Raw genomic sequence first — 16,948 nt, 5'->3', positions numbered from 1 at the left:
AGAACTTTGATTGTCTTTTAAAGGTATTTCATTTGTTTAAATAAACATAGCGTAGGATGTTTCAACTTACCCAAAGCTATGTGTTGAGAAACTAGTTTCTCTTTTATAATCTTTTCAAAAGAATTAAAATCTATGATTCTATGTGTTAAAAAAACTACCTCAACGTTTCATATTATTTTTTAAAATTCAGAATTCCTTCTTGAAGCCATTCGTAATATGCATTAATATCTGGATTATAAGCCGATGGTTTATTTAAATCCTTTTCGTTATGATCCATTAAAACGTAATACGGCTGCGCGTTGGTTTTGTATTTTAAAATTTGAAGTTCACTCCATTTTTGTCCTGTATATTTCAAAACTTTACCCGTAATCTTAGAAACAGCCTGCTCCTCTTTTGGCAAAGGTCTTTTATCATCAACATACAACGAAATCAGCACGACATCATTATTTAAAACATTTAAAACTTTGGGATCTGGCCAAACGCGTTCTTCCATTTTTCGACAATTTACACAGGCATAACCTGTAAAATCAATCATTACGGGTTTGTTTACTTTTTTCGCGTAAGCTAAACCTTTGTCATAATCATGAAAAGTTTGAATTCCGTTTGGACCGCTTTCTGCACCTTCTGGAAGAGAAGATTGTTCTGCATTTTGAACTACTGCATTTCCAAAGCCATTTGGCGATTCACTATATTGTTTTGCTGGCGGAAAACCGCTGATGTATTGCAACGGAGCGCCCCAAAGTCCTGGAATCATATATACTACAAATGATAAAACGATAATTCCTAAACTCAGTCTTCCAACAGAAATATGAGTTACTGGCGAATCATGCGACAATTGGATTTTTCCAAATAAATAAAATGCTAATACAGTGAAAATCGCTATCCAAATTGCTAGAAACACTTCTCGTTCTAATAGATGTAATTGTAAAACTAAGTCGGCATTACTTAAGAATTTAAAGGCTAAAGCCAATTCTAAAAAGCCCAAAACGACTTTAACTGAGTTTAACCATCCTCCCGATTTTGGAAGCGAATTCATCCAACCCGGAAATGCCGCAAACAAAGTAAACGGCAATGCAATTGCTAAAGAAAATCCTAGCATTCCAATAATTGGTGCAATTCCCGCCTGACTTGCCGCTTGAACTAATAAGGTTCCTACAATTGGACCTGTACAAGAAAATGAAACTACGGCTAATGCCAATGCCATAAAGAAAATGCCAAAAGCACCTCCAATTTCTGATTTCTGATCAATTTTAGTCAGCCATGAACTTGGTAAAACAATTTCGAAAGCACCTAAAAAAGACAATGCAAAAACCAATAAAAGCAAGAAGAAAACAATATTAAAAATAACATTTGTAGCCAAAGCATTTAAAGCATCTGCTCCAAAAATCGCCGTAACTAAACTTCCTAGAATTACATAAATTACAATGATAAAAATACCGTACATCATCGCATTTCTAATTCCAGCTGCCTTATTTTTACTTTGTTTGGTAAAAAAACTAACCGTCATTGGAATCATTGGGAAAACGCAAGGCGTAAATAAAGCCGCAAGACCTCCTAAAAAACTAAAGAAAAATAGTTTCAAAAGACTTTCTTCTGCTTTCACAGGAGAGGAAACCGATGAAACGGTGCTAACCGAATTATTTAAAATTTCTGGAGTGTCTTTGCTGGCTATTGTAACAGAATCTGTTGTGTTGTTTGTGGTATCCTGTCTAGTAATTGATTCGTCTTTTGAAGACAAATCTGTATTTTTTTGTTCTGTTAATGCGCTTGCAGTTTCTGCATTTTGAATTGGCGTGTCCGATTTTTTGAACGTGAATTTTACTTCCTTTTCTCCTGGTGGCAGACAGCTGTTATCATTACAAACCATAAAAAACACAGCTGCATCTATTGTAAAAGCGTCGTTTGTTTTTCGTTCGATATTTTGTGTAAAAATAGCTTTGTCTTCAAAAAATTTAATACGCATCTGAAAAACAGGATCATCTACTTCATGTCCTTTTGGTTCAATTACAGCACCAGTTTTTTTATAATTTTTTGAAGGCTGAAAAGTAAAACTTGTTGGCGCTGGTCCGCCTTGTGGTACATTTTGTGAATATATGTGCCAGCCCTTGTCTATCTTGGCAATTATCGACAACGTATATTTGTTTTCCCCTAATTCTTTTACTGAAGTAGTAAACGAAACTGGATCGTAAATTTGGGCAGTAAGATTGCTTACCGCAAAGAATGTTGCGATAAAAAAGAATAATTTTTTCATGATGAAAATATTGAATTTAGATCTTAGAATTTGGATTTTAGATTTCCCAATCTTTGAGCCCTTCGACTTCGCTTAGGGTGACAAGACTATGCTTACTTAAAAAAATATCGATTGTCAGGCTGAGCGGAGTCGAAGCCCACGTTTCAATTGGATCGCCCTTCGACTTCGCTCAGGGTGACAAACTAGGATTTTTTATATCGAGCCAAAATCCATTTTGAAATATCGTCTAAAACTTCTTCGGCAAAAACTTCATCGAGTTCTGAAACTTCTTTCTGCGTACAAGTCTTACAATGCTGATACATATGGTTTAATCCTGGATAAATCTTGGTTGTCAAATCTTTTGTTCCCAGATATTTTTTGAATGAATTAATATTTTCAAGAGCTGGAACCTGAATATCTTTATCTCCATTTGCTACAAATACCGGAACTGTAATTTTCGGAAGATAATTTTCTGGTTTATAATGAATCGTGTAGCGATACCATTTTCTATCAGCGTCTTTTCCATAACGATATAAAAAAGTCTGATCGCGTCCGTCCCACATTTGAACTTCTTTTAAAGTTGTGGTATCTTGTTTCTGCATCCATTCTTTTAACTTTACTTCCATTGCAGGTTGTGCAGATTCATTGTCTTTGGAATCATAAACAACCTTGAACATGATATTGTACATTTCCATCTGTTTGGCAACCACTTTATCCGAAAAATTATAACTTTTTAGAATTGCTGTATTTTGAAGATTAAGCATTTCTAAACCGCTTACGCCAACGCCAGAAAGACTAATCATAAATTTTACGTCTTTGTTTCTTGAACTTACAATTGAGGCAATCATACCGCCTTCGCTGTGGCCAATAACTCCAATAAACGATGGATCTATGTTTTTATCACTTTTTAAGTAAGCAATTTGTTCCTCAACATCATTAGCAAAATCGCCAGTTGTTGCGGTTTCAAAATCGCCAGTTGTTTTGCCTTTTCCTCTATCGTCTACGCGTAAAGAAGCAATTCCGTTTCGAGCAAGATAATCGGCAAGAACTGTAAAAGATTCTCTTCCCATATAAGTGTAATTACGATCGTGCTGTCCTGTTCCGGAAATTAAAATCGCTAAAGGATATTTCTTTGTATTGTTCGGAATTGTTAATGTCGCTCCGTAAGTGAGTTTGGTGTTTTTTCCAAGAAATGTCATATCAATTACCTGATACGGATAGGGCTTTTTAGGATGCTGTGAAAAAAACAAAGGCTGAATTTCTTTTTCTTTCTTTAAAACAATTGAGGCATTTGGAATAGAATAATAATTAAAAATACCTGAAATAGCACTTTTATCGTCATTATATTTTCCTTTGAAATTGAAACCATACATCTCATTTTTAAAAGATATACTATCTCCTTTTACAGTTGTGACTACTTTTTTATTGATATCTAATTCGGGGATATTTACACTTAGCGAATCTGTTTTGTATTTTGCCAAATCGCCCGATAGAATAATACGATACGAATGATGCTGGCCCTGCCAGATAGTTTGTGCAAAACTATACTGGCTGGTCATCATTAAGAAACTTAAAAAAGTTAAGTTTCTTTTTATATATTTTTTTATTGAAGCTTTCATTATTTTTTATTCTCCGACTTTAAATACTCAATTATAATTGAAATTTCGTCTACTAATTCGCTTGGACTTCCAAAATAACCATTTGACATCCAACGTAATTTTCCCTTTTCATCGATAATCATTTTCTCCGGGATTCCAGAAAATTGAAATGCTTTTGAGTACTGCTCGTAAGCCACATCCATTTTTCCGGTTTTAGGATTTTTTCCATCGTAAAGCACATTAAAATCAAATCCTTTTTCTTTGATGAATGCCTGAGTTTGTGCTTTATAATCTTTGATATATTCCTGTGTATCTACAAAATAGAACTTTACATTCGGATCTTTTTTGTATTTTTCAACCGCCATCTGCATTCCTGGCATAGCATTTTTACATGGTCCGCACCACATAGCCCAGAAATCTAATACTACAATTTTTCCTTTTTGATCGGCCAGTTTAACTGTTCCGCCTTTGCTGCTTTCTAATTCAAAACCAGCAATTGGAAGATTTATTAATTCTGAAATTACTTTCTTTTTATGCTCTTCTATATTACTGATAGATTTTAAAGATTGTAAGTAGGCATCAAAACCAGCTTCTGCTCCACCTTCTTTTAAATAAATTGCTTTTATTGAAGCTAACATTTCAGGTGTTACCTGATTTTGTTTTACCGCAAGTGCCATATAATTTTTAGCATCTGCTGTTTGCCCTTTTCTTAACAACATTCTACTGTAAACTTCATTGTATGTAGCATCATTATAACCGTAAAGTGGTTTTATTTTTGCCAAATATTTTTCTTCTACATCATAGTTTTTTGTCACTTCTGCCAATTTAGCGTAAGTAAAATATTCTCTTGCCATCATTTGCAAAGCCTGCTCCTGCCATTCTTTTAATGATAATTTTCCAACGTACATTTTTGGAACAGATGTTAGCCTTTTTTCCATTTCGCCCATAAAAATATCTGCATATTTCTTCAATGTTTCTATAGACGCTTTTTCAGTTCCTTCTCTGTCTCTGTCAAAAGGAATAGAAACTAAATGCCAGTGGTAATCTAATAAGTTCCCAAAAGAAACCGTTTTTACACTATTAAGTGCATAATTGTAATCTTTGTTATTTACAATATATCCGTATACAATCGATTTAACCATTTTATCATAGAATAAACTTTCTAAATCTGTATACACATCTTCAAATTTGTTTTGAGGAAAGTTCTTTTCAAAATCAGCATATAATTTTACTTTTTTTGCAAAATCAACTTCTCTAACTATCTCCTGAATTTGTTTGTCTCTTGCTAAAACACCTAAAGGATATTTGGTAACTAACACCTTTTGAACAGAATCTGTAAAAACTTTGTCCGATGGATTTTGCAATAAAGACAAAGTCTTCTGAATATCATATTGCGTTGTGTGATCCAGATTGCCATCTGCTAATAAACCTCGTAATTCTTTCTTAATTGCTACAGATTGATCCTGACCAGATGAAAGTTGCTTTAGTTTTAATCCGTAATAAAAAATCTTTTTACGAGATTCCGGATGATATTGCAATTCGTAATTTATCCACATCAATCCGACCTGATCGGCGATGTAGGCACTATCATGAACTACATTTGGAACTTCATTCTCAAAAGCTCTGCTTCGCAAAATTCCCCAGCCTGTATAAGCTCCAGGAACTTGTGCAAACATATAAGCATGAGGCATTTTTTCTCCTTTGTCTACAATGGTATCCGATTTAAAAACACAGTTAATAAAAGAGGCATGATCAGAAAGCTTCATTTTGGTTTCCCATTTTTTATCTCCAGCAGCTTTTAAGGTGATATCAGTTGCAAGCCATTTAAAATTATCAAAAGTATAGACCACTCCATTAACATACATAGCATTCGCTAATGGTCCGTTAGCTGCATTATAGGTTATAGTAATCTCATCTCCTGGATTTGGATGTTCCGGAGAAAGCACAATTTTCTGAAATGGCGCCGCATCTTGTGCCAATAAACTCGTTGTTATACTTAAAAGGAAGAGTACCAGTTTTAATTTTTTCATTTTTTTTTGAATTTAGTGCACTCAAAGTGATTTTGAGTGCACTTTATTAATTAATCTAATTATGGATTTTGTTGTAAGTTTGGTGCGTAATCATAATAAATTGGAGCATACGGCATTTGGTAACGATCGCTGTTTGGCGCTAGTGTAAATGTTTGTCCAGCAAAAGCATGCGTAATCGTTTTAGCAAATTCAGGTTCTTTGTTTAATCGTTTTAAATCAAACCATCTAAAACCACCTTGTCCCATTAATTCTCTTCTTCTTTCTGCTAAAACTTTGATTAAAGCATCTTTGCTGTCTGTTGCAGTCAGGGCAACATATTGTGATGCTCTAAATCTTTTTTGCCTTAATTTATTGATTTCAGCGATTGCTAAATTGCCAGAACCAGCTCTTGCCAAACACTCTGCTTTAATTAGCATCATTTCTGCAACTGTTGGACCGCCGTTTCGGCTTTCTCCTGTCAATCCTTCCTTAGCATAAGTTCTTCCGATGGTATAATTAGAATTAAAACTGCTTGTTGGTTGTGTAAGCAATACATAACGCAAATCGTTTGTGTCAAATGAACTTATTAATTCATTACTTAATGATAGAATTTGTGGTGCATAACTTAAAGAGGTGTATCCGTTCCATTTTGATAAAATTAGTTCCTTATCAAATCTTCTGGTTGGAAAAGCATTAAATTCATAATCTTCATAATTGTTTAATGTACTTTGAATAGCCAATGCTTTTTCTGCATTTTCTAAAGCCATTGGATAGTTACGCATATACAAATAAGTCCTTGCTAAAAGCGCATATGCCGAAGCTCTAGAAGGAAATGCAACATTGGTGCCCGAATTAATTGGTTTTAATCCTGAATTTACAGCATCATTCAAATCACTTAAAATAATATCATAAGCGTTTTGAACTGAAGTTCTTCTGATATCATCAGATACTGTTGGAGTTGTAAAAAGTACAATTCCTAAATCTGTTGATGCAGTTGCTGGATCATAAGCTTTTCCAAAAGTATTCACTAAGGTTAAAAAGATATACGCACGGTGTACTTGTGCTTCCCCTTTTATGGCTAATTTTTCAGCTTCCGTTCCTTTTTTGCTTTGCATTACTTCATTAATCACAATATTACTATTGTACAATGCACTGTACATACCATTCATATTATAATCTACTTCACCATCAAAATAAATTTGATCCGCCCACTTATACAAATTAACAAATGGACGATAATAATCTGAAGCTGCTAGTTCTGTTGTTTGGGTACCATTTTGAAAACTGATATCATCCGATGCTACATCTACAGCACCATAGGTGAGATCAAATTGATATGAATTCTGCAAAAGATATCTGTAATTTTCAGTTTCTTCAGGTATTAACCTCCCTTCAGTCTTGATGTCCACATAATTGTCACAACTTAAAACGATTGCTCCGAAAGTTGCTAAAGCGATGTATTTTAAATATTTTTTCATCTTTAAAAATTAAAAATTAACATTAAAACCAATTGAATACATTGCCATTGCAGGTAATTTCATATTAGTTCCGGTATATGGTAAAAAGTCAGGATCTAAACCGTCTTTGTTTTTTCTCCAGAAGAAACCAAGATTTCTAGCAGTAAAAGTTACCGAAGCACCATTTACAGCTCCCGAATTGATTAAATCTCGTAAATCATATTTAAGTGAAAGTTCACGAAAACGAATATGATCTCCTTCTATAACTCTATTATCTGAATTTAAATATCTTATATAACTCATACCGCTTGAACCCACAATTCCAGGTACCGATGTTGTAGCCTCATCTCCTGGATTTCTCCATCTTTGATCGATATCTGTATTTAAATCGTATTGATTAAATCTACCTGTTCTACTTACATAACCACCATAAGTTGGTTTAAACAACACATAATCAAACTTATAGGTTGCCAAAATAAACAATGACAATTTTTTATAAGTGAAGGTATGATTCAAACTTCCGTAGTATGCTGGAATGTTGGTTCCCATATATTTCATATCATCAATTTCTTTTAATGAAGTAAAAGAGTTAACAATATTACCTGATTTATCATACACCTGAGTTCTGCCCGTTGCATCCAATCCCGCTGATCTAAACGCGAATACACTGCCTAAAGGATAGCCTTCAACCGGAGGTGTTCCTCCTGAACCATTTAAATACTGACTAAAATTTGTAAAACGAGAATCGGTTACTTCTGTTTTATTATAAGTCACGACAAGAGCCGAACTCCAAGAAAAATTGTTAGTCTTAAGAATAATACCGTTTAAACTTACATCTACTCCTTTTCCTGCTAAAGTTGCCGCATTTTGTCTTAAATTGTTATTCTGAATACCATAAAATGGTGAAATTGGGAAATCAACAATCAAGTCTTTACTGTTCTTTTTATAATATTCTACCGATCCGCTTAATCTACTGTTTAAGATGGAAAAATCTACTCCCAAGTTAAGGATTGCTGTTTTCTCCCAACGTAAATTAGGATTTGCAGGTTGCGAGATAAAAGCGTATGGTAGTTGCGAAAATGTATCTGCATTACTTAAGCTTATATTGGTAAAAGGAAAAACTTCTAAATTGATGTTTCCATTATAACCATAACTGCTTCTTAAACTTAAACTGTTAATTAACTCAACGTTTTTAAGAAAAGATTCGTCTTTAATATTCCATTTTGCTCCTGTTGACCATAGTGGCGTTCTTCTTAATCTTTTATCTACACCAAAATTGTTGTAGTCGTCTAAGCGCGCACTTCCAGTAATTGTATATCTATTCTTAAAGGTATAACCAGCATTTGTATAGTACGATAAAAATCTTCTGCGTACATCTTTATGCTCGTTACCATAAGTCATGGTTCGATTAAATCCGTTTACATCAATATAATTTTGTGATGGCAAATCTATAGAAGTTTGAGTCTTTGGATTATAACCGAATAATGTTCTGAGGTCTTGGCTTTCTCTTGTTTGTCTCGCCTCAATACCTCCCATTACATTAATCAAATGATCCTGACCAATAATGCCATCATAATTTAATTGTCCCCTTACAGTATAACTGCTTGTTCCAAATTCGTTGTTCTGATAAATTCCTCCTTTCGGAATTCCATAAACTAAATCACCATTACTATTTATAGATGTCGCCGAGTTGATTCTATCACGTGTAGAATAGGTATCCTGATTAAACATATTATCGTTTGAAGAACGTCCATTTTCTATAGAATAAGTTCCAACCGCATCTAATCCTTTCAACAAAGGAACAGTAGCCGAAATAGTGGCTCCAAAATTTAGTTCCTCTGCTGTTCTATCAGAATTATTTAATTCATCTATATAATTGTAAGTCCATGGTAAATACCCCGCTTGCTCCAACGGAATAGTTTGTCCGCTGTAATAACGATGGTAGTAATCTACCGAATTCCCGTCATCTCCAACAATCTGATCGTAAGGCAACAACGTATTTAATGATATCCCTAATGGAGAAAGTCCTAAACTATTTTTATTGTATTTAAAAATCGAACCTCTTAAGCTTGTTGTCATTTTTACATAATTGAAAAGCTTAAAATCCTGATTTGATAATAAAGTTAAACGCTGTCCATCACTTCCTTTTGACTGAGTTTCTTCTTTAGAATAAGACCCCGACATAAAATATGAATAATCGTTTTCTGCCCCGCTAAATGACAAATCATAGTTTTGAGTAGATGAAGCTTGAAGCAAATATTGCTCTGCTTGTCCGTAAGTATTACGATTACGTAAAACATCTAAACCAGCATTTCTTTGCGCTTGGGATATTTCACCACGTTTGTACTTAAACATTAAATCCATTCCCTGACTTACTGGAGTAGTTAACATATATGTTACACTTGCTGGATCAGTAACTAGATTTTTATCTACAAACTCCTGCTCTAAATTCAATACCTGAGAGGAATTCATCAATGGTAATTTTGATAAAGAAGGTTTGTTTGAAAAACCATAATTTTGAGAAAAATTAATTCTTGTTTTCCCTTGTTTTCCTTTTTTAGTATCAATTACTATTACTCCGTTTGCCGCTCTCGCACCATAGATAGAAGCTGATGCTGCATCTTTTAAAAAGGTGATTTTCTCAATATCATTTGGATTTATAGTTCTAATGTCTAGTTCTGTAGGCGTACCATCAAGTACTATTAATGGCATAGTATTAGAATCTGCAGAAGCAAAAGTAGATGTTCCTCTAATGGCAACGTTATAGCTAAATTTTCCCTCGTTTTTTCCAAAGGTATTACTGTAAACAAAAGAGTTATCAGAGTCTTGAACGTCCAATTGCAAACCAGCAACCTGACCTTCTAATCTATGAAGCACGTTATTTATGGGAACTTTTTCTAAATCTTTAGCCGTAATGGTTACAAAAGATCCTGTAGAGCGCTCTTTATCAATTTTTTGATATCCTGTAGAAACAATTTTTACTTCATCTAATTTACTAACATCTTCCAATAAAATCGGATTAATGATTAGGCTATCGGTAACGGTAACTTCTGTTTTTTTGTATCCTAAATATTCAATAACAAGAACATCTCCTTTTTTGGCCATAATTTCGTAAGAACCATCAAAATTGGTAATCGCTGCATCTTTAGTGCCTTTTACCCAAATAGTTGCCCCAATTAAGAATTCTTTTTTGGCATTGGTCACAACTCCTTTAATTTTTACTTTTTCTTCTAATATAGAAGTTTGGTTTGTTTTTACTTTTGGATTTAATGCAATAACAATCAACTTATTATTTACAAATTCTGCTTTATAATTATCCCCAATTAGTTCTTTAATAACAGCCATAACATCGGCTTTATTTACAGAAATATCTACTCTTCTCTGTGCGTCAAAAACATCATCGCTATAGAAAAATTCAACATTGGTTTTTCTTGTAATAGTTTTTAAAACGGCAGATACAGATTGGTTTCTTGCATTTATAGTTACTTTTTGCGCATAAGCAAAAGCGACTATATTAAAAAGAAATATCGATAATATTAGGGATTTCTTCATTAGGTCAAGAAATTTATCCCAAAGCGCGGATTTTACCCCACAATCTTTTGCGGATAGGTTTTTTTTCATACTTTTAAAATGTTTTGGTTGGTTAATTGATTTCGAACTCTTTTTTTCGACTGAACAAATACTCGCCGGGAAATACTGCAATATTTTCCGGTTTTTTTGTTTTTACTTACTTACGGTTACTTCATACGTTTGGTTTACTTTGGTTATTTTATATTTAACATTGGATGATTTACTAATAATATCGAGAAAACGATCAATTGGTTCGTCTTTTAAAACGATTCCAGTAAACTTAATCTGCTCTAATGCTTTTTGTTCGAACTTCACATTAAAGTTGTACCATCGCGCCATTTTTGTCAAAATGTTTTTCAAATTTTCATTTTCAAAATAAAACTTACCATCTTTCCAAGCTGTATAAACTAAAGGATCAACTTCTGCAACAGTTAAAGTTTCATTTTTAACACGTGCCTGTTGTCCAGGTTTCAAAATCACAGATTGGCTTTCTTTACCTATTTCAGAAACTTTTACTTTTCCTTCGGCAAGTGTTGCTTCAAAATTTCGATCTTCTTGATAAGCGCTTACATTAAAATGTGTTCCTAAAACAGTTACGTTTCCAGATTTTGTTTTCACTGTAAATGGACTATGCGGGTTTTTAGTTACTTCAAAATACGCTTCACCTTCCAAGGTTACCGTTCTTTTGTCTCCACTAAATTCTACAGGATATTTTAAAGATGATTTGGAGTTTAACCAAACTTTTGTTCCGTCTGAAAGACTGACAGCATAAATTCCGCCAACAGGAACAATCAGAGTATTGTCGCCAACTGAAGTAGTTCCTTTCAAATCTTTGGCATCATAAACCAAAACTTTATTTACATTAGAAATAACTCCATTTTTAGAAACTATTCTTTCCTTTTTTGGCTCTAAAGAAACCACTGTACCATCAGCCAGAACTAAAGTCGGATTGTTGTACTTTGGCTCAATACTTTTTACAACAACGTCTTGATTTTTAGAATCTGAGCTATTATTCAAATAAAAGAAAACTGATGTGATTCCTGCAAGAAACACTAAAACAGCGGCATATTTCAATATTCTTCTATAATTGAAAAGAGAAATTACGGGAGTATCTTCCGAAATCATTTTTCTTTTAATTCTTTCGAAAGCTAAGTCTGTATTGACCGTTTTATAAAACGTTTCTTTTGATTTTAAAGTTTCTAAATCAACAACTTTCTGATAATATTCTTGATTTTCGGGTACAGAAAGCCATTCCTGCAAAAGAGCATTTTCTTCAATCGATAATTCTCCTGTAAGCAGTTCTTTTCTTATAAGAGCAGCGATTTTGATTTCTTTCTTTCCTGAATACATATTTTTTGACATTAAGTATCGGTTATTAACACTTTAAGTAAATGTTATATAACTAAGAGTACGAAACATTAAAAATGGGTGGAAAGATTTTTGATTTTTTTTAAAGAAATAATAAAATAAATAAAAGTTCAGAATGATTTTTAAGTTTTTCCTTTAATAATTCGATAGCGCGGGAGCGCTGCGACTTCACAGTATTAACAGAAATATTAAGCTGTTCAGCAATATCTTTGTATTTCATTCCTTCTAAACAAGAAAGTTCAAAAACCTCTTTACATTTTTCTGGCAATGAATTTAAAGCATCAATTAAAGTCGAATATAACTCTTCTTCCAGAATATTAAAATCAAAATCTACCGTTTCATCTGAAAGTTTATAGTCAAGTTCTGCAACCTTTTGTTTTTTCTTTAAAGCTAATAAAGAACCATTTCGAACCATCGTGTACAAATACGATTTTACATCATCTATTTTTTCAAATTTGACACGGTTCTCCCATAGCTGCAACATGACATTTTCGACCACTTCTTCAGCCAGAAAATTATCTTTTACGTAAGTATAACTATAACTCACAAGACGTGGATACAAAGAATAAAATAGTTCTTTGTAATACGCTTCATCAATTCTAATATTTTCTTGTTCTAAGCTAATTTTTGGTCTTCTTTACTTGCGCAAATATAAATTTAATATCAACAAAACATCATTTTTACAAAATAATTATCATCAAATCCCTTAAAGCATTGCAAAAAAGTAAGAATTGAATGCTTTTTTAGCTTCAAGTTATTTTAATTACTCAGCGCTAAAAATCAATTCGAAGTCTTTATTCTTATTTTAGAAGTAAAAATCAAAATAATAGATAAAACTACGAAAGCAATTAAGACAAATAAAACGTTTACAATCGCAGTTTTAAAACCTAGTTTAGTTGCATCAATAAACGGATAAGGATAAAAACTGGTAACAATTCCGTGAATTAAGGTATAAATGATATAAATGACCGGATATACTAGCCAAAACAGAATGACCTTGAAAGAGATTCTCTCTGGACTCACAAAAGCAATCCAATAAAAGAAAAATAAAACTGGAACTACCGAATGAAAAATTTCACTAACAATAAGATGATGTCCTTTTAAATCAACAATTTGACGAAGAAGCAAATTAAAAACAATTCCAACAATCAAAATATAAACTGTAATTGCTGTAATTGTAGTCCATTTTCTAAAAAAGGCATTCATTGCACATTTTCCAGCAAATAACAGCGTCGCTGTACAAATGAAAACAATAGAATTTGTTGTAATGGTAAAGAAACTAAAAAATCGGACCGCGGCACTGAAAAAAGTAAATTCAGGACTTTTTAATAATAAATAAAACTGTACGGGTAAGGCGTATAATTCGAGAGCAAAAATAATACCCAGCAAAATTTCCCCTTTAATTTTTGTGGTATTTTCTTTTTCCATATAAGTCTATAAATCAATACTCTAAAATAGTAAATTTTATTATATTCTTTTACAATACTCTTTTCTGTTTTTCGCTTTCGGCAATTGTTTTTTCCAATCTTGACAGTTGTGTTTTTTCTTGCTTAGCACTCATAATCCAATGAATCATCACTTTTTTGTATGAGGGCGCTTGTTTTTCAAAAAAATTCCAAGCGGTTTTATTGTTTTTGAACTGCTTTTCATAAGCATCTAATAATGGAACAGGTTCTTTTTCATGCGAATAAATCTTAGACTTATTTTCGGTTCTAAAACTAAAAGCCTTTAATCCTGCATCTGTCATTAAACCCGCTTTTGTCAAATCATCCATTTTTTGAATATTAATGGCACTCCAAATACTAGAAGTTTTTCTAGGCGTAAAACGAATCTTATAACTGTCTTTATCTATCGATTTTCGAACGCCGTCAATCCAGCCAAAACAAAGCGCCTGATCGACAGATTCCGACCAGCTCATAGAAGGCTTTTTACTTGTAACTTTATAAAAACCAACTAGAAGTTCTTTTTCTTTTTGATGGTTTTTCTCAAGCCATTTTCTAAATTCTAATTGATCTGCGAAGAAAGTTGGAGTCATTTTATTTTTTTTATAAATGTATAAAGAATCTCGCAAAGGCGTAGAGGTGCAAAGTTTAATGAAAAAAAAATAAACCATATAAGTTATATAAGTTCAATTAAGCAGAAAACTTAAAATCACTTCTATAACTTATATGGTTTAAAGATCTCTAGGCCTTTGCGAGATTAATTTACTTTGACTTCAATTGTTGAAGCTTGTAAACCAGTAGTCATTGCTTTCAACTTAATATTTTCTTTCTTGCCATTCGATTGAATAATTACAACACATTTTCCATTAAACAACTTACAAGAATTCGCTTTAAACGAATCCAAATTGGCTTGGTAACCATTATCAACTCCCACTAACTTTCCTCCCCCAGTAACTTCAAAATTGATTAAATCCATTGCTTTTGGAAGTAAATTTCCGTCTTTATCTGTCATAGAAACTGTAACATAAACCAAATCGTAAGTATCATTTTTAATTGCAGTTTTGCCTGCTTTTAAATCAATTTTAGAAGCTTCGCCAGCGGTGCGAATTTCCCTTTCTAAAACCACTTTTCCGTTCTTTCTTGAAATTGCCTTTAATGTTCCCGGTTCAAATTTCACTCTCCATGAAATATGCAAATCATCATTTTGTTTTGATTTCTTCCCTAGCGATTTTCCGTTTAAGAATAATTCTACTTCATCGGCATTATTGTAATAGGCCCAAACTTCTACTTCCTGCTCTTTTTTCCAGTTCCAATGCGGTAAAATATGCAGAACCGTTTTATTCGACCATTCGCTTTGGTACATATAATACACATCTTTTGGAAGTCCGGCCAAATCAACAATTCCGAAATAAGAACTTCTTGCGGGATATGGGTACGGATCAGGTTCTCCGATATAATCAAAACCTGTCCAGATAAAAGTTCCCGCCATGAAATCCTGACTTTTAATTGTTTTCCAGTTTTCTTCGTGCGTTGCACCCCAATACGATTTCACTTGATCGTAAGCCGAAACGGTCCAATCAGCATTTCCATCAAACGGAGCGCCGTGTTTGGTTGGCCAAGCTTTAATTCCATCAGGAAAATCATAATGTCCGCGCGTTTCTAAAGCCGAAACACTTTCTGATGCCAATATTTTTTGTCCTTTAAATTTCGTTGGAAAATCTTTATAATCTTCATGTTTGTAATTGAATCCCAAAAGATCCAAAGCTCCAGATTGATAAATGAAGTTTTTTTCAATTACATTTTCGGTCAAAGCCGAAGTTACGGGACGAGTTGTATCCAAAGATTTTACAATTTTAGCTAATTCTCTTGTAATGGCAATTCCAGTCGAATCAAACTGCTCTCTAATTTCGTTACCAATACTCCACATTATAACCGACGGATGATTTCGGTCTCTTTTGATAAAATCTTCTAAATCTTGTTTGTGCCAAGCATCCCAGTCTTTATGGTAATCGTTGGTTACTTTTTTCTTTTTCCAAACGTCAAAAGCTTCATCCTGAACAATGAATCCCATTTCATCACACAATTGCATCATTTCCAACGAATGCGGGTTATGCGACATTCTTATTGCGTTTGCCCCCATTTCTTTCATCAACGTTAGTTTTCTTCTAACGGCATGAATATTTTCTACGGCCCCCAAAGCACCATTATCATGATGCAGACAAACGCCGTAAATTTTAGTTGGAACTCCGTTTAATGAAAAACCTTTTTCAGCATCGAAATTAAAAAATCTAAATCCAAGAGGAGTTTCATAATTGTCAACTAGTACCGATTTTTCGTAGATTTTCGTAATTATTTTATACAAATATGGATTTTCAGTATTCCATAATTGCGTCTTTAAAACATCTAGATTATGCACTTTCGTTTCAAATGTTTTAGCCCCAATTTTCTCTACAGAAATCTTATTCGCCACTTCTTTATTCTTTGCATCTAAAATAGAAGTAACCAAGGTAAATTCTCTAGTGGTATCATTATCATTATCGATTGTAACTTCTAAATGCACTTTTGATTTCTTTGTTGAAACTTCAGGTGTACTCACAAAAGTTCCCCACTTTCTAACATGTAATTTTTCACTTGTCACCAATCTCACATTTCTGTAAATTCCAGAACCTGTATACCATCTTGAATTTGGCTGAGCATCATTATCAACTTTGACAGCTATCGTATTTGCTTGTCCATAATTTAAATACGGAGACAAATCATAACTAAAAGAAATATAACCATTCGGGCGAATTCCCAATGATTTCCCATTTATAAAAACTTCGCTATTCTTAAAAACACCATCAAATTCAATTGAAATGGTTTTGTTTTTCGAGCTCGCCGGAATAGTAAACACTTTACGGTACCAACCTTTTCCAGCAGGTAAAAATCCTTGTGCTTGTTTGGTTTTGCTGTCTTTGTCAAAAGCGCCTTCAATACTCCAATCGTGTGGCAATTGAAGCGTTCTCCAATCTGATGTGTTGAAACTGGCATTAGTCGCTTCGGGATAATCTCCCAGTTTGAAGTTCCAGTTTTTATTGAAGTCTTCGATAATTCTTGCTTGCTTTTGCGCAAAAATAGATACCGAAAACAATAAGGCAATTGTAATTTTTTTTAAAATCATATTCTTTAGTTTTCTCTCGCAAAGTCGCAGAGACGCAAAGTTTTTTTTCTTAACCATATAAGTAATATAAGTTCAATTAAGACAAAACTTAAATTATCTTATATTACTTATATG

The 16,948-nt window shown here is 33.2% G+C and carries 10 protein-coding genes; all 10 read right to left on the bottom strand.

The window, feature by feature from the left end; genetic code table 11:
* Positions 1-172: 172 nt before the first annotated feature.
* Positions 173-2,251, bottom strand: a complete 2,079-nt coding sequence (locus LL966_RS04565; RefSeq protein ID WP_229350639.1) for a protein-disulfide reductase DsbD family protein — start codon at positions 2,249-2,251, stop codon at positions 173-175.
* Between the two features lie 182 nt (positions 2,252-2,433).
* On the bottom strand, positions 2,434-3,849 hold the full coding sequence (locus LL966_RS04560) for an alpha/beta hydrolase family protein (protein WP_229350637.1): 1,416 nt from the start codon (positions 3,847-3,849) through the stop codon (positions 2,434-2,436).
* Positions 3,849-5,858 (bottom strand): TlpA family protein disulfide reductase, encoded by a 2,010-nt coding sequence (locus LL966_RS04555; RefSeq protein WP_229350635.1) that lies wholly within the window; start codon positions 5,856-5,858, stop codon positions 3,849-3,851. Before LL966_RS04555 ends, LL966_RS04560 begins: the two co-directional genes overlap by 1 nt.
* Positions 5,859-5,917: 59 nt before the next feature.
* The gene (locus LL966_RS04550; RefSeq protein ID WP_229350632.1) at positions 5,918-7,315 is read right to left on the bottom strand and encodes a RagB/SusD family nutrient uptake outer membrane protein; all 1,398 of its coding nucleotides are present in this window, start codon (positions 7,313-7,315) and stop codon (positions 5,918-5,920) included.
* A 9-nt stretch (positions 7,316-7,324) separates the two neighbouring features.
* Positions 7,325-10,846 carry a SusC/RagA family TonB-linked outer membrane protein gene (locus tag LL966_RS04545; RefSeq protein WP_229350629.1) on the bottom strand — a complete coding sequence of 1,174 codons (3,522 nt, stop codon included), beginning with the start codon at positions 10,844-10,846 and terminating at the stop codon, positions 7,325-7,327.
* Positions 10,847-11,017: 171 nt separating this feature from the next.
* A complete protein-coding gene (locus LL966_RS04540; RefSeq protein WP_229350627.1) occupies positions 11,018-12,226 on the bottom strand; it encodes a FecR family protein in 1,209 nt (402 codons plus the stop codon).
* 88 nt (positions 12,227-12,314) lie between these two features.
* Positions 12,315-12,830, bottom strand: a complete 516-nt coding sequence (locus LL966_RS04535) for an RNA polymerase sigma factor (RefSeq protein ID WP_317207123.1) — start codon at positions 12,828-12,830, stop codon at positions 12,315-12,317.
* 182 nt (positions 12,831-13,012) lie between these two features.
* Complete coding sequence (locus tag LL966_RS04530) at positions 13,013-13,660, bottom strand: Pr6Pr family membrane protein (protein ID WP_229350623.1); 648 nt, start codon at positions 13,658-13,660, stop codon at positions 13,013-13,015.
* A gap of 49 nt (positions 13,661-13,709) precedes the next feature.
* On the bottom strand, positions 13,710-14,267 hold the full coding sequence (locus tag LL966_RS04525) for a YdeI/OmpD-associated family protein (protein WP_229350621.1): 558 nt from the start codon (positions 14,265-14,267) through the stop codon (positions 13,710-13,712).
* Between the two features lie 164 nt (positions 14,268-14,431).
* Positions 14,432-16,834, bottom strand: a complete 2,403-nt coding sequence (locus tag LL966_RS04520; protein ID WP_229350619.1) for a sugar-binding domain-containing protein — start codon at positions 16,832-16,834, stop codon at positions 14,432-14,434.
* Positions 16,835-16,948 lie beyond the last annotated feature (114 nt).

The sequence above is a fragment of the Flavobacterium chungbukense genome (genome assembly GCF_020805785.1).
GTDB lineage: Bacteria > Bacteroidota > Bacteroidia > Flavobacteriales > Flavobacteriaceae > Flavobacterium > Flavobacterium chungbukense.
This window is presented reverse-complemented; position numbering and strand designations above follow the sequence as displayed.

What these genes read in the sequence shown, in the direction of transcription:
- LL966_RS04550 (WP_229350632.1), bottom strand. Translation starts at nt 7,315, where the DNA reads ATGAAAAAATATTTAAAATACATCGCTTTAGCAACTTTCGGAGCAATC.
- LL966_RS04555 (WP_229350635.1), bottom strand. Translation starts at nt 5,858, where the DNA reads ATGAAAAAATTAAAACTGGTACTCTTCCTTTTAAGTATAACAACGAGT.
- LL966_RS04530 (WP_229350623.1), bottom strand. Translation starts at nt 13,660, where the DNA reads ATGGAAAAAGAAAATACCACAAAAATTAAAGGGGAAATTTTGCTGGGT.
- LL966_RS04520 (WP_229350619.1), bottom strand. Translation starts at nt 16,834, where the DNA reads ATGATTTTAAAAAAAATTACAATTGCCTTATTGTTTTCGGTATCTATT.
- LL966_RS04545 (WP_229350629.1), bottom strand. Translation starts at nt 10,846, where the DNA reads ATGAAGAAATCCCTAATATTATCGATATTTCTTTTTAATATAGTCGCT.
- LL966_RS04560 (WP_229350637.1), bottom strand. Translation starts at nt 3,849, where the DNA reads ATGAAAGCTTCAATAAAAAAATATATAAAAAGAAACTTAACTTTTTTA.
- LL966_RS04565 (WP_229350639.1), bottom strand. Translation starts at nt 2,251, where the DNA reads ATGAAAAAATTATTCTTTTTTATCGCAACATTCTTTGCGGTAAGCAAT.
- LL966_RS04525 (WP_229350621.1), bottom strand. Translation starts at nt 14,267, where the DNA reads ATGACTCCAACTTTCTTCGCAGATCAATTAGAATTTAGAAAATGGCTT.
- LL966_RS04540 (WP_229350627.1), bottom strand. Translation starts at nt 12,226, where the DNA reads ATGTCAAAAAATATGTATTCAGGAAAGAAAGAAATCAAAATCGCTGCT.